A 13,777-nucleotide genomic window follows, 5' to 3' on the forward strand; every position below is an offset into this window, starting at 1 on the left:
TCCTATATGATTTTATAAATTCGTATAGGAATCGAATCTTTCCCTTCTCCAGTTCCGCTCCGAAAGTTGAGATCCATGCCTTCCATCACGTCCATCAACACCCAGGACGTCCGCTTCCCCACGTCCCTTGAGCTCGACGGTTCCGACGCGGTCAACGTAGACCCTGATTACTCGGCCGCCTATGTGGTAATCCGCACCGATGCGGGCGACGAGGGCCACGGCTTCGTTTTCAGCTGCGGCCGCGGCAACGAAATCCTGACCTCAGCCATCGACGCCTACGCCCGTCTGCTGGTGGGCCGCGAGATCGACGAGCTCATCGGTGACCTGGGCGCGGCCTCCCGGCTCCTCATCCATGACTCCCAGCTCCGCTGGCTGGGCCCCGAAAAGGGCGTGACGCAGATGGCCTGCGGCGCCCTGGTCAGCGCCCTGTGGGACATCCGTGCCCGCCGGGAAAACAAGCCCCTCTGGCTCCTCCTCAGTGAGATGACACCCGAGGAACTGGTCAGCGTGGTGGACTTCACCCATATCCGCGATGCCCTCAGCCCGGAGGAGGCACTGGAGATCCTCCGTGCCGGCCAGGACGGCAAGGAACAGCGCACCGCCGAACTCAAGGCCGACGGCTTCCCCGCCTACACCACCTCTCCGGGGTGGCTGGGCTACAGCGACGAGAAACTGGTCCGGCTCAGCAAGGAGGCCGCAGCCGACGGGTTCTCCATGATCAAGCTCAAGGTGGGCGGGGACATCAATGACGACCGCCGGCGCATGGCCCTGGCCCGCGAAGCCGTAGGCGGCCTGCCCATTGCCATTGATGCCAACCAGCGGTGGGAGGTGTCCGAAGCGGTCGAGTGGGTCAATCAGCTGGCAGAATTCAACCCCTACTGGATCGAGGAACCCACCAGCACCGACGACGTCCTGGGCCACGCCGAGATCCGCAGGGGCGTTGCACCGGTCCGGGTGGCCACCGGTGAAGCAGTGCAGAGCCGCATCGTCTTCAAGCAGCTGCTCCAGGCCGGCGCCATCGACGTGCTCCAGCTCGACTCAACCCGCGTTGCCGGCGTCAACGAGAACATCGCCATCCTGCTGCTGGCCGCCAAATTCGGGGTGCCCGTCTGCCCGCACGCCGGCGGCGTGGGCCTGTGCGAGCTGGTCCAGCACTTCTCCTTCTTCGACTACGCCGTGGTGGGCCGCAGCCAGGAAAACCGCATGATCGAATTCGTGGACCACCTGCACGAGCACTTCGCGGAACCCGTCAGGATCGTCGACGGCCGCTATGCCGCACCGGAACTGCCCGGCACCGGCGCGGAGATGCTCAGCGCCTCCCGCACCCGCTGGGAATTCCCCAACGGCGCCGGATGGCAAGAAGTGGGCGACCGCGCCGCCGTCACCGGTGCAGCCCTGGCCCCTGCCGGAGCGGTCCAATGAGCGAAGGAGTGAACGCCGCCGTCGAAGCCGCAGCATCCGCCTTTGAAAAGGGCCGGACCGTGGACCCCAACACCCGCGCGGGTTGGCTCGAAGCCATCGCCGCCGGGCTGGAGCAGGATGCTTCCGGGCTGGTGGAAACGGCCGTCCGGGAAACCCACCTGGGCACCCCGCGGCTGGAGGGCGAGCTCAAGCGCACCGTTTTCCAGCTGCGGCTGTTCGCGGACGAGATCCGCCGCGGCGAGCACTTCGATGCCACCATCGACCACGACGACCCCGCGTGGGGCATGGGGCCGCGGCCGGACCTCCGGCGGTACAACGTGCCCCTCGGCGTGGTGGGGGTATTTGGTGCCTCCAATTTCCCCTTCGCGTTCAGCGTGATGGGCGGGGACAGTGCCTCGGCCCTGGCGGCGGGCTGCTCCGTGGTGCACAAGGCCCATGACGCCCACCGCGAACTTGCGGCCCGCACCGCCCAGGTGGTGACCGATGCCCTGGAAGCTGCCGGGGCGCCGTCGGGCCTGTTCTCCATGGTGACCGGCCGGCAGGCAGGGGAGGCCCTTGTTGACCACCCCCTGGTCAAAGCCATCGGGTTCACCGGCTCCACCGCCGGCGGCCGTGCCCTGCTCACCAGGATTGCGGCGCGCCCCGAGCCCATCCCATTCTTCGGGGAACTGGGCGGGATCAATGCCGTCTTCGTGGCGCCCGGCGCGTGGTCAGCCCGGTGGTCGGAGATCATCAAGGGCTATGCCGGTTCCTTCACCCTGGGCATGGGCCAGTTCTGCACCAAGCCCGGGCTGCTGTTCGTCCCCGCCGGGGACACGGAGGAGCTCCGCAACCAGCTGGGGGAGGCGCTGGCAGGATTCAGTCCCGCCCGGCTCCTCAGCGACCGCCTGCACGCCGGCTACACCGACGCCGTCACCACGCTCCGGGACAGCGGGGGAGTGGAAGTCCTGCTGGAAGGGGACTTTGCGGAGCACCCCGCGCCCACGGTCCTGCGCACCACGGCGGAGGAGGTCCGAAAGAACCCCGCGCTGCTGCGAGAGGAAATGTTCGGCCCCGCCAGCCTGGTGGTGGAGTACCAGGACCAGGCGGAGCTGCCGGAGCTGGCGGCGCTGCTCGAAGGTCAGCTGACCACCACGCTGCAGGCAGAAGAGGACGACGACGTCTCCGAACTCGCTGCCCGGCTGGCGGACCTCAGCGGGAGGGTCCTCTGGAACGGCTGGCCCACCGGTGTGACGGTCAGTTACGCCCAGCACCACGGCGGCCCCTACCCGGCCACCACCTCGAACACCACCTCCGTGGGGACGGCGGCCATCCGCCGCTTCCTCCGCCCGGTGGCGTACCAGTCGTTCCCCGCAACGCGGCTGCCCGAACCCCTGCAGGACAGCAATCCGTGGCAGGTCCCGCAAAGGGTCGACGGCGTCTGGCGGCACCCTGCGCCGGACGCCTCCCGTGACGGGGCCGGGACGGGGGTGTACCAGTGAGTCCGACACCCGCGGCAGTCCGTTCCGTGCTACCCGAGGACGCCGACGCCGCGCTGCTCATCGGCCGGGTCTGGGATGGTGAAACGGGCGGTCCGCGCGTGGTGGCCGTCAGCGGAGGGACCGTCTTCGACCTGCACCGTCTGGCCACCACGGTCTCCGGCCTGCTCGAACTGCCGGACCCCGCCGCCGCCGTCCGCTCTGCCCTCCTGGATCCAGACCTGGCCGAACCCCGCTGGGCGACGGCCGACGTCGTCAATGCCTCCCTGGCCGGGGACGGCAGGACGGTGGATGCCGCCGAAACCAGGCTCCTGGCACCCATCGACCTCCAGGTCATCAAGGCCTGCGGCGTCACGTTCGTGGACAGCATGATCGAACGGGTCATCGAGGAACGCTGCGCGGGCGACGCCGCACGGGCTGCTGAAGTGCGTGAGCTGGTGGGCCGGGCCCTGGGCGGAAGCCTCGCCGACCTGCGGCCCGGATCGGCGGAGGCGGCCGAAGCCAAGCGGGTCCTCCTTGCCGAAGGGCTGTGGTCGCAGTACCTGGAGGTGGGGATCGGTCCGGACCCGGAGGTCTTCACCAAGGCGCCGGTCCTGTCATCAGTGGGACTGGGGGCGGAGATCGGCATCCCGTCGTTTTCGTCCTGGAACAACCCGGAGCCGGAGCTGGTGCTCATTGCCACGTCCGGCGGGCGCGTGGTGGGCGCGACGCTGGGTAACGACGTGAACCTGCGCGATGTGGAAGGCAGGAGCGCCCTGCTGCTGGGCAAGGCAAAGGACAACAACGCCTCCAGCGCCCTGGGGCCGTTCATCCGGCTGTTCGACCGGAATTTCACCCTGGACACGCTGCGCGATGAGGAGATCCTGCTCCGCGTGGACGGCCCGGAGGGGTACCTGCTGGAGGGGCGGAACAGTGTGTCCCGGATCAGCAGGCCCTTCGAGGAACTCGTGGCCGCCACCTACGGGAAGCACCACCAGTATCCGGACGGCTTCGCGCTGTTCACGGGGACCCTCTTTGCGCCCACGCAGGACCGGGACGAACCGGGCCAGGGCTTCACCCACAAGCACGGCGACACCGTCACCATCCGCAGCCGCCACCTCGGTGCCCTGGTCAACCGGGTGGGCCCGTGCGAGGAACTCCCGGCCTGGACGTTTGGCCTCCGCCAGCTTTTCGACTACCTGGCGACGCAGGGCCAGGAGCTAGGGCAGGGGCAGGGCGCCCGTCTGGCCCGTTAGTGGCAAAGGACGACGCCGGCACCCTGGTGGGTGCCGGCGTCGTCCTTTTGCGTGTGGTGCTGTCAGCTGTTGTCCGGCTTGGCCACGCTGTCCGGGTCTTCCTGCTTGGCCGGCTCGTCGGAGAGGCCCTGCGGCGTGAGGTCCAGTCCTTCCCGGTCTTCGGGAGCCTCCGGTGCTTCCCCGGTTTCGGCGGCCTTGAGGTTGCCCGTGTCGTCCAGTGCCGGGTTGGCGCCCTCCACCCCGGTGGGATCGCTCTTGCTTCCGGAATCGGGTTGCGCGTCGAGCGGGGCGGTGCTGCTGGATCCCGTGTTGGTGGGGTCGTTCTCGTCGATCGAATTGGGCTCGTTCGTCATGGAATTGTCCTCTCGGCGTGGTCCAGCCTTGTTTGCCGACTCTATGCACAGGCTGCGCCACTCCGCAAGGAACCCCGCGGTCACGAAAACGGTGCGCCCCGTTCGCTGAGCGCACCCTTCTCGATTTTCCGTTCGCAGCCGTTTCCGATCGACTGCATCTATAGTAAGCATGCTGATGATATTTTTGGCAAGCCTTCCGAAACCCTGCGCTTCCCTGATCTTCCCGTCCGAAATGGTGAAGACGAGGATTTCACGCTGGTCCAGGGACGTTCGGCGAAGTAGCGCTAGCATCGCAGTCATGCCTGGTACAGCCATCTCCACAGCGTTCATCCCCGTCCGGAACCCCGAATCAGCGGCCGGTTGGTACAGCCGCACGCTGGGCCTCACTATCGCAGAGGCCAACACCTTTTCCGCCGTGCTGAACGGGGAAGGAAAGGCATCGGTGACCCTGATGGGCCCGGACAGCGGCATCAAGGCCGAGCCCGGCCTGCCGTGGGCAACCTGCAACTTCCTGGTCGATGACCTGGAGGGAACGCGCGCAAGGCTTGCGGAAGACGGTGTCCCGGTGGGTCCCGTTGGGGGTTCCCCGGACGTCTGCCGCTTCTTCACCGCGGAGGACCCGGACGGCAACACGCTGCTGCTGACTGACCGTTAGCCGCGCCACATATAGTGGGGTTGAACTGCAGACGCCAGGCTGAGGAGGCCCCGCATGCTCGTGCTCGTCATCAACTCCGGTTCGTCGTCGTTAAAGTACCAGGTCCGGGACGTGGCCGCCGGGACGGTGCTCACCGAGGGACTGATCGAGAAGATCGGCATGGGCAACGGCGGCGGCGGGGACGGCGAGATTGAGGGCCCGCGGGACCATGCGGAGGCGCTGGAACAGGTGGACGCCGCCATCCACCGCGAACTGGGCGGCCTCGAGCTGGCGGCGGTGGGCCACCGCGTGGTCCACGGCGGCGAGCGGTTTGCTGAACCCGTCCTGGTGGACAACGAGATCACCCGCGCCATCGAGCGGCTCAACCCGCTGGCGCCGCTGCACAACCCGGCCAACGTGCTGGGCATCAGGGCCATCACCAAGAAATGGCCCAAGATGCCGCAGGTGGCTGTGTTCGACACCGCCTTCCACCGCACCCTGCCCGAGCACGCCTGGCGCTACGCCGTCCCGGACGAGCTCTACACCAACCACGGCATCCGCCGGTACGGCTTCCACGGCACCTCGCACGAGTACGTCGCGCGCCGGTCGGCGGTGCTGCTGGACCTTCCCATCGAGGAGTTTGACGGCGTCATCGCCCACCTGGGCAACGGCGCCTCGGTGACGGCCATCCGCGGCGGACGCTCCGTGGACACCTCCATGGGCTTCACTCCGCTCGAGGGCCTGGTGATGGGCACCCGCTCCGGCGACCTGGACCCCTCCATCCTGGTGTTCCTGGGCCGGGCCGGGTGGTCGCCTGAGGACATCGACACCATGCTGAACCGGGAATCGGGGCTGAAGGGCCTGGCCGGCAATAATGACATGCGCTCCGTGGTGGAGGCCTCCGAGTCCGGCGATGAGAAGGCCAGGATGGCACTCGCGGTGGCGTCCTACCGGCTGGCCAAGTACATCGGCGGCTACCACGTTGCCGTCGGCGGCGCCAAGGCGCTGGTATTCACCGCCGGGATCGGCGAGAACTCGCAGCAGTTCCGGGCACACGTGGCGGACCGGCTGGGCGCCTTGGGAATCGAGCTCGACGCCGGCCTGAACGCCCGCCGGTCCAAGGAACCGCGCGTCATTTCCACGCCGTCCTCCGCGATCCCCGTCCTGGTGGTTCCCACTGACGAGGAGCGTGCCATCGCGGAGGCGACTGCCGCCGTCGTAGGTTCCGGCAGCTAGCCGCCACCATGCCGGAGATCCACCTGCCCATCCGCACCGGGCGCCTTGTCCTGCGCCGGTTCGATGGCGGCGACCTGGACGCCTTCCACGCCTACCACTCGCTGCCGGAGACCGCCCGGTTCCTCCCCGGCCCCGCCAAGACGTTCACCCAATCCATGGAGCGGGTGGGCCGGTACGCCAACTTTGTCTTCGAAAAGGAAGGCGACTGGGTTGCGCTAGCCATCGAGGCAGCTGACGCGCCGGGCCTGCTGGGCGAGGTGGTGCTCAAATGGCTCCCGGGCCGGGGGCAGGCCGAAGTGGGATGGACGCTTGCGCCCGCGGCCCGCGGCAGGGGCTACGGCACCGAGGCGGCCAATGCGCTGCTGCGGCTGGGCTTCGAGGAACTGGGCCTGCACCGGATCGAGGCCCGGCTCGACGAGCTCAACGGCGCGTCCGCGTCGCTGTGCGACCGGCTGGGCATGCGGCTGGAGGCGCGGCACATCGACAAATGGCACTACAAGGGACAGTGGGCCACCGAACTGGTCTACGCCATCCTTGCCGATGAGTGGCGGATCGGTTCACGCAGCTAGCCCCTACGCCCGGCCCTTGAGGATCAGGTTCCAGTAGATCTTGGGGAACAGGTCCCGGTCCACCACCCAGGACAGCTTGCTTTCGTTCCAGGTGGGCACCCGCGGGATGGTGGGCATGGGCCGGTAGCGGTCATCGAATTCGGCGAACACCACGGTGTCCCGTGACACGGTGAACGGGCACACCGAGTAGCCGTTGTACCTGGCGCGCAGCGGTTTGCCCTTGCGGGCCGCCACCAGGTTCTTCGCCAGCACCTTGGTCTGCTTGCGCAGCGCCCCGCCGGACTTGGAATTTGTGGTACCCGCGGCGTCGCCCAGGGACCATACGTTGGGGTACCGGAGATGCCGCAGCGTCTGCCGGTCCACCTCCACGAAGCCGCCCGCGTCCCCGGGAGCCGGCAGGTCCGTGGCCTTGAGCCAGTCCGGGGCCGACTGCGGCGGGACGGCGTTGAGGACGTCGTACGTCAGGTCCTCCGTGGTGTGCGCGGCGTGGTCCCGGATGGTGGCGCGGCGGCCGGCCGGGCTTACCGCCACCAGCTCACTGTTGGTCCGCAGCTCGATCCCGTACTCGGCGATCTTGCGGTCCAGTTCCCGGTCCACCTCCGGTACCCCGAACACGGTGGGGTAGGGCTGCACCATCACCACCCTGATCTTGTCCAGGACCCCCTGTTCCCGCCAGTAGTCGCAGGCCAGGTACATGGGTTTCTGGGCGGCGCCGCCGCATTTGATGGGCCCCGCCGGCATGGTGAAGACAGCTGTCCCGGAGGTCATGGCGCTGAGCAGCGTCCAAGCCTTGGGAGCCAGGTCGAACTCGTAATGGGATGCGCCGTGCGGCGAATGCACGGCCTCGGCCAGCCCCGGCACCGCGTCCCAGTCGTACTGCAGTCCCGGGCACACCACCAGTTGCCCGTAAGCCACCCGGGCCCCTGATTCCAGGCTGACGGTGTTGGCCATCGCGTCCACCCCGACGGCGGCATCCCGGATCCAGGTGACGCCCTGGGGGATGACGGATTGCTGCGGCCGGATGGCCTCCTGGGCCTGCGCCCGGCCGCCGGCAATGTGCGAGAAGAGCGGCTGGTAGAGGTGGTGGTCCCGGGGTTCGATCACGGCCACGTCCTTGACGCCGTAGCGCTGCAGCCGCGCCGCCAGGGAGATGCCGGCATTGCCGCCGCCGATGATCACTACCTCGTGCTGGGCAGCCACGGGACTACTTCTTCTCGGTCAGCGCAGATGCCTTGTGCGCTGCCCGGGCGCCCGTCTTGGCCGATTCGACCACGTACTGCGGCTCATCCTCGCTGGCGCGGTGCGTGTTGCCGTCGAGCTCGAAGTCGCTGGTTTTCTTTTCGACAATCCTGCCGTGCGTCTTGCCCTGTGAAGTGTTCCACTCCACATGCGTTCCCTTGCTCAGCGACATCTGCACTCCTTGACTGGGTGATGCGGTGGGTCTGTGCCGCTCTGCGGCCCGGCTGCCGCCCCGGCGGGCGTCCCCGGAGCCAATCGTAAGCATGATTACGTTGTTTTGGCAGCTACGTGTCCGAACCCCGGGCCCGGCCGCCTGCACCACGGGATGGCGGCATTGACACCGGCCGCGTCCAGGGCCATGCTGTCCCTGCCGGCCACGCCCGGCCGGCATCAGGTGCCCTCAAAGGAGAATGCTGTGCCTGTTGTAGAAGAAAGCGTCGTCATTGCCCGGCCACCGCAGGAGGTCTTCGATTTCCTGTCGAACTTCGACAATGTCGCTGTCTACGATTCCTCGGTGACCTCGTCGGAACGGGTCGGCGAAGGGCCCGTGGGAGTGGGCACCCACGGCCGGGGAACCAGCAAAGTCATGGGACGGCACTTCGACTGGACCGTTGAGGTCAAGGAGTTTGATCCGCCCCGGCGCATGGTGTCCAAATCGGTGGAAGGGAAGCTGGACTTCACGGTGACGTTCACCCTGGAGCCTGCCGACGGCGGGACGCGCGTCACCCAGCGGATCGATGCTGCGTCCGGCCTCGGGGGCATCTTCGGCAAGCTGGCCGACCCGCTGGTGGAGAGGGCCCAGGGCCGGACTGTCCGGGCCAACCTCGAAACCCTGGCGGAATGGATGGCCGAACACCCGCAGCCCTGATCACCCGGCAGCGGCCAGCGTTCGACGGCGGCTGGAAGCCTCCGCCTGGCTCAGCCCGGGCCTACCTGGGGCCGGCCCCGGGAATCAGCTCGGTGGCACCCAGGGCATCGGCGATGAACGCGTAGTCCCAGGCCCGCTCACGCCACTGCACATAGCGGCCGGACGCGCCGCCGTGGCCGCCATCCATCTCGATCTTCATGACAACCGGCTGGGACCCCGTGGTCTTGTTCCGCAGCTCCTGCACCCATTTGGCCGGCTCGACGTAAAGGACGCGGGTGTCGTTGAAGGACGTCACGGCGGCGATCCTGGGATAGGCCACCTCCCGCACGTTCTCGTAGGGCGAGTAGGACTTCATGTAGGCATAGGCCTGCGGATCCGTGATGGGGTTGCCCCATTCCTCCCACTCCAGCGCGGACAGCGGCAGGTCGGGATCCAGGATGCTGGTGAGCGGATCCACGAACGGCACCTGCGCCACGATCGCCGCATACTTCTCCGGCGCCATGTTGGCGATGGCGCCCATCAGCAGGCCGCCGGCCGAGCCGCCCAGCGCCGCGATCCGTGCAGGGTCCACCCAGCCGGAGTTTGCCAGCCAGTCGGTGGCGTCCACGAAGTCGGTGAAGGTGTTCTTCTTGGTGAGCTTCTTGCCGTCCTCGTACCAGTGCCGGCCCAGTTCCCCGCCGCCGCGGATGTGGGCGATCACGAACACCACGCCGCGGTCCAGCAGCGACAGCCGTGCGATGCCGAAGCCTGGATCCATGCTCATCTCGTAGGAGCCGTACCCGTACACCAGGCCCGCCGCCGTCGAATCCTGCTTGACGGACTTGTGCCGCAGCACCGACAGCGGGATCCGCGTGCCGTCGCCGGCAGTGGCCCACTCCCGTGTGGCCACGCAGTCGCTGCCGTCGTAGCCGCCCAGCACCGGGCTTTCCTTGCGCAGCAGCAGCTCGCCGGCCGGCTGCTCCGGCGTGGGAAGCACGAAGTCGTAGATGCGCGACGGCGTGAAGTAGGACGTGTAGCCCAGCCGGATCACGGGGGCTTCGTAGTCCGAGCCGCCGACGCCCGCAGTGTAGAGCTCCTCGTCGAAGGCCGGTTCCACCGGTGCCTGCTGGGCGGGGGTGCCCAGGCCGGGCAGCCCCATCACCTGGACGCGTTCGATGGTGTCCTTGCGGATAGACACGATCAGGTGCGTGGCGGTGACGCCCGCGCCGTTGACGCGGACGTCATCGGAATGCCCGACGACGGTCCGCCAGGTCTGCTCCGAGAGCGGCTTTTCCAGCTCGGCGGGGTCAGCCAGGGAGACCATTGAGTTGATGGCGCCGCGGTTGTGCGTGAGCAGGATCTTTTCCTGCCCGTCGAGCAGGAAGGGCTCGGCCTCGTACAGGACGCGTTCGTTGCGCGAAATGACAGTGGTGACGGCGGCAGTGGGATCGTCGAAACGCAGCAGCCGGGTTTCGCTGTACTCCGAGCAGCCGATGCCCAGCACCAGGTAGCGCCGGTCCGCGGACAGCTCGAAGCCCAGCCACATGGCGGCGTCGTCCTCCTGGTACACCACCACGTCGTCGGACACCGGGGTGCCCAGGACGTGCGCCTTCACCTGGTAGGGGCGCCAGGACTCGTCCACCACGGTGTAGAACAGGCGGGTGCCGTCCGGGGAGAAGGCAACCCCGTAGAAGATGTTCTCGATGACATCCGGCAGCAGTTCGCCGGTGCGGAGGTCCTTGATCCGTAAGGTGAACCGCTCATCGCCGGAGTTGTCCACCGCGTAGGCGTACAGGTTGCCGTCAATGGTGACGGCGGTACCGCCCACGGAGAAGAACGGCTTGCCCTCGGCCTCCACGTTGCCATCGAGGAGGATCTCTTCGCCGGGAATCCCTACCCCTGCCTCCACTGCCGGCGGAGTCCAGTCGGCCACTTTGTCCCCGGTGTCCTGCGCCTTCACCCGGCAGTGGATGCCGTACTCCTTGCCCTCCGCGGAACGGCTGAAGTACCACCAGCCGTCCTTGCGGTGCGGGACGGACAGGTCGGTTTCCTGGGTGCGGCCCTTGATCTCCTGGAAGATGGCCTCGCGGAGCGGTTCCTGGTGCGCCGTGACGGCTTCCTGGTAGGCGTTTTCGGCCCGGAGATGCTCCACTACCTCCGGCGACTCCTTGTCCCGCAGCCACTCGTAGTTGTCCACGAACGTCTCCCCGTGGTGGGTGCGCTCGGTGGGGATCTTCTTGGCAACCGGGGGCGCCGGGATCGCAGTACCGGTGGAATCCTGCAGGGAAGTGGAGGTCATGGATTCAATATATAGACCCCCTCCGGCAACCCCGCAGGCCGTTCGCTACCGGGGGAGCCGAAAGGGGCGAAAGACTCTGGGTGCCTGCCCCGCGGCCCGGCAGGCTGGAAGGGCGTTGCGAGGACAGGAGGCACCATGACCGTGGAATCCGGACCCGCTCCCCGGGCCCAGGCATGGCTGGCGGTGGCCCGCTGCGTGGCGGCGTCCTGTGCCATGCTGGTCCGCCGGCAGGTCCATCTTCCGAAACACAATGTTGGCAGGGTGCTGCGGTTCGCCGACGGAAGCACCGCGCGGGTCTACCGGGAGACCGCCGTCGACCGCCGGCCCGCCGAGCCCTGCGTCCTGGTGGTGGCCTTCACCCTCCGGCTGGTCCGCGGCAGGGCGCACCGCCTGTTCGAGGCGGAGAGCCTGCTGAACACCCCGCTCTTTGTGGGGTTCCCGGGGTTTGTCTCCAAGCTTTGGTGCGCCCACGACACCTTCGGCGCCTACCGCGGGCTGTACGAATGGGACGGTCCCGAACGCGCCCGCAAGTACGCCGCAGCCCTGTGGCGCGTCCTGGAACTGGTCAGCGTCCCCGGGTCCATCAGCTACAAGGTGCTTCCCGGACTGCGCCGCGACGAGGTGCTCGCCAATCCCGCCGCGATGCCGGCCGCTGCCCAGGCGGACCACGCCTGGTGGCGGCTCCTCAACCCCAACTAACATCCGCCGCCCATGCCACCCGGTCAAGGTACGACGGCGGACAGCGACGTCCTGGTGGTGGGCGCTGGTCCCGCCGGACTCACCACTGCCCTCCAGGCCCACGCCCACGGCGCAACAGTGCGGGTGGTGGACCGGCGCGCGAACAGGGCGCGTCCGTCCCGCGCCATGATGCTGCACGCCAGGGCGCTCGAGGGCCTGCGCCCGCTGGGGGTGACCGATGAGCTGCTCAACCGCGCCGACACCACTCCCGAGGCACGCATCCACCTGGGCCGGCACGTTGTCGAAGCCCGGCTGGGCCACGCGGACCTCCCGGACACGGCCTTCCCACACCTCACCCTGGTCCGGCAGGCCGACGTCGAGGACGTCCTCTGCCTGGCGCTTCAGGCCCGGGGGATCCACGTGGACTGGGGCGTGGAGTTCCACGGGTTCGAGCGGGAGCCAGCCCTGGCGTCCACGCAAAGCCTGGTGCGCGCGGAGCTGCATCCCGCCGGCGGCCTGGGGCGCAACCTGGCGGAGCACCACGTGTCCCGGTTCCTGGCCGGCTGCGACGGGCAGTCCAGCACTGTCCGGGGCCTGACCGGTGCGCAGTGGCGCGGGGGCCCGTACGGGGTGGAAGCGGTCATGGCCGACCTTGAACTTGATGGCTCCCTCGACGAGGGGTTGCTGCACGTGGCCGTCGGCGCCGCCGGGCTGGTCTTCCTGTTCGCGCTGGGCGAGGGTGCCACCTGGCGAATGCTGGCAACCCGTCCGGCAGCCCCGGCGCCGGGAGCCCGGTTCGGCCAGCTGGGTCCGCCCGTTTCCGCAGAGGAGGTGGCCCGGCTGGTGGGGGAATCGGGACTGGGTGGATCCGGCCTGGGTGCTGCGGTCAGCGAGGTGCGCTGGTCGGCGCAGATTCCGCTGCAGCACCGGATTGCCAGCACCTTCGGCGCCAGTCCTGTCTTCCTGGCCGGTGATTCCGCGCACGCCCAATCACCCGCCGGCGGCCAGGGCATGAACAACGGCATCCTGGATGCCCTCAACCTCGGCTGGAAGCTGGGCTTCGCCTCGTCCGCAGGTACGCCGCTCCCGGAACTGCTGGACAGCTACGGGCAGGAGCGGCGGCTGGCGGCCCGGCGCGTACTGGCGCTGACGCACGTGATCTTCTTCGGCGAAGCCTCGCCGCATCCGGTGGCCCGGCTGGTCCGGAGCGCGCTGCCCGTCTTCGCGCCGGTGCTGCCGCTGCTGCTGCGCCGGCGGTGGCTCACTTCCAAGGGCATCAGGTTGCTGGCCCAGCCGTTCGTGAACTACCGCGGCAGTGCGATATCACGAGACCGTATGCCCGGGGCCGGCGGATGGCCGAGGCCTGGGGAGCGGCTGCCGGACGGGCCCGCTTCCGTGGGCGGACGGGTGGCCCGTCTTCACGACCTGACCGCGGTGCCGGGCATCCACCTGTTGTTCGAGCGCGACGCCGCGCCGGGCACACTGGGTGCCGGGCCCGCTTTCCCTGCGGGTCCCGGTTCGCCACTGGTCCACGTCCACCGGCTCACCAGCCACCCTGGGCGGGGCGTGGTGGCGGTCCGCCCGGACGGGTACGTCGGCTACCGCTGCGGTGAGGCCGACCTTGGCGAGCTTGGGTCGTGGCTTCGGCTGGTCGGTGCCGCACCCGGCTGAGCGCGACCCACCTTGGTAATGTCCCGCCGTCGTAATGCTCCATCACTTATGGCTCCTAAAACCGGCGTTTAGGAACCAAAGCTGATGGAGCAACCCGGGGGAGGGGGAGGGTGGTT

The 13,777-nt window shown here is 68.4% G+C and carries 13 protein-coding genes; 9 read left to right on the forward strand and 4 right to left on the reverse strand.

Annotation, left to right across the window (positions count from 1 at the left end; translation table 11 throughout):
• Window positions 1-75: 75 nt before the first annotated feature.
• Genes BACI349Y_RS04715 through BACI349Y_RS04725 form a run of 3 tightly spaced genes read left to right on the forward strand, consistent with a single transcriptional unit; the run spans window position 76 to window position 4,135 of the window.
• Window positions 76-1,422, forward strand: coding sequence for an L-fuconate dehydratase (locus BACI349Y_RS04715; protein ID WP_159630904.1), 1,347 nt, complete (start codon window positions 76-78; stop codon window positions 1,420-1,422).
• Window positions 1,419-2,903 (forward strand): aldehyde dehydrogenase (NADP(+)), encoded by a 1,485-nt coding sequence (locus tag BACI349Y_RS04720; RefSeq protein WP_159630906.1) that lies wholly within the window; start codon window positions 1,419-1,421, stop codon window positions 2,901-2,903. Before BACI349Y_RS04715 ends, BACI349Y_RS04720 begins: the two co-directional genes overlap by 4 nt.
• Window positions 2,900-4,135, forward strand: coding sequence for a fumarylacetoacetate hydrolase family protein (locus BACI349Y_RS04725; protein WP_159630908.1), 1,236 nt, complete (start codon window positions 2,900-2,902; stop codon window positions 4,133-4,135). Before BACI349Y_RS04720 ends, BACI349Y_RS04725 begins: the two co-directional genes overlap by 4 nt.
• Before the next feature lie 62 nt (window positions 4,136-4,197).
• On the opposite strand, the gene BACI349Y_RS04730 is transcribed toward BACI349Y_RS04725, so the two are convergent.
• Window positions 4,198-4,488, reverse strand: a complete 291-nt coding sequence (locus BACI349Y_RS04730) for a hypothetical protein (protein ID WP_159630909.1) — start codon at window positions 4,486-4,488, stop codon at window positions 4,198-4,200.
• Between the two features lie 298 nt (window positions 4,489-4,786).
• On the opposite strand from BACI349Y_RS04730, the gene BACI349Y_RS04735 reads away from it, so the two are divergent.
• The 3 genes from BACI349Y_RS04735 to BACI349Y_RS04745 are packed head-to-tail and all read left to right on the forward strand — an operon-like array spanning window position 4,787 to window position 6,927.
• Window positions 4,787-5,143: a VOC family protein gene (locus BACI349Y_RS04735; RefSeq protein ID WP_159630911.1), complete on the forward strand. Its 357-nt coding sequence runs from the start codon at window positions 4,787-4,789 to the stop codon at window positions 5,141-5,143.
• Between the two features lie 54 nt (window positions 5,144-5,197).
• Window positions 5,198-6,358: an acetate kinase gene (locus BACI349Y_RS04740; protein ID WP_159630913.1), complete on the forward strand. Its 1,161-nt coding sequence runs from the start codon at window positions 5,198-5,200 to the stop codon at window positions 6,356-6,358.
• An 8-nt stretch (window positions 6,359-6,366) separates the two neighbouring features.
• Window positions 6,367-6,927 (forward strand): GNAT family N-acetyltransferase, encoded by a 561-nt coding sequence (locus BACI349Y_RS04745; protein WP_159630915.1) that lies wholly within the window; start codon window positions 6,367-6,369, stop codon window positions 6,925-6,927.
• Window positions 6,928-6,930: 3 nt separating this feature from the next.
• Here the strand turns inward: BACI349Y_RS04745 and BACI349Y_RS04750 are convergent, their stop codons facing one another.
• Together BACI349Y_RS04750 and BACI349Y_RS04755 are read right to left on the reverse strand one after the other, a co-directional pair.
• Window positions 6,931-8,127: an NAD(P)/FAD-dependent oxidoreductase gene (locus tag BACI349Y_RS04750; protein WP_159630917.1), complete on the reverse strand. Its 1,197-nt coding sequence runs from the start codon at window positions 8,125-8,127 to the stop codon at window positions 6,931-6,933.
• Between the two features lie 4 nt (window positions 8,128-8,131).
• Entirely contained in the window at window positions 8,132-8,338 is a 207-nt protein-coding gene (locus BACI349Y_RS04755) for a DUF2945 domain-containing protein (RefSeq protein WP_159630919.1), read from the reverse strand.
• Window positions 8,339-8,581: 243 nt separating this feature from the next.
• On the opposite strand from BACI349Y_RS04755, the gene BACI349Y_RS04760 reads away from it, so the two are divergent.
• Window positions 8,582-9,034, forward strand: a complete 453-nt coding sequence (locus BACI349Y_RS04760; RefSeq protein ID WP_159630921.1) for an SRPBCC family protein — start codon at window positions 8,582-8,584, stop codon at window positions 9,032-9,034.
• Between the two features lie 61 nt (window positions 9,035-9,095).
• On the opposite strand, the gene BACI349Y_RS04765 is transcribed toward BACI349Y_RS04760, so the two are convergent.
• Window positions 9,096-11,312 carry a S9 family peptidase gene (locus BACI349Y_RS04765; RefSeq protein ID WP_159630923.1) on the reverse strand — a complete coding sequence of 739 codons (2,217 nt, stop codon included), beginning with the start codon at window positions 11,310-11,312 and terminating at the stop codon, window positions 9,096-9,098.
• Between the two features lie 135 nt (window positions 11,313-11,447).
• Between BACI349Y_RS04765 and BACI349Y_RS04770 the strand changes: the two genes are divergently transcribed.
• Entirely contained in the window at window positions 11,448-12,011 is a 564-nt protein-coding gene (locus BACI349Y_RS04770) for a hypothetical protein (protein ID WP_159630925.1), read from the forward strand.
• Between the two features lie 12 nt (window positions 12,012-12,023).
• Window positions 12,024-13,661 carry an FAD-dependent monooxygenase gene (locus tag BACI349Y_RS04775; protein ID WP_159630927.1) on the forward strand — a complete coding sequence of 546 codons (1,638 nt, stop codon included), beginning with the start codon at window positions 12,024-12,026 and terminating at the stop codon, window positions 13,659-13,661.
• Window positions 13,662-13,777: the final 116 nt, after the last annotated feature.

It is taken from the genome of Arthrobacter sp. 8AJ (genome assembly GCF_902506025.1).
In the GTDB taxonomy this organism is placed as follows: Bacteria; Actinomycetota; Actinomycetes; order Actinomycetales; family Micrococcaceae; genus Arthrobacter.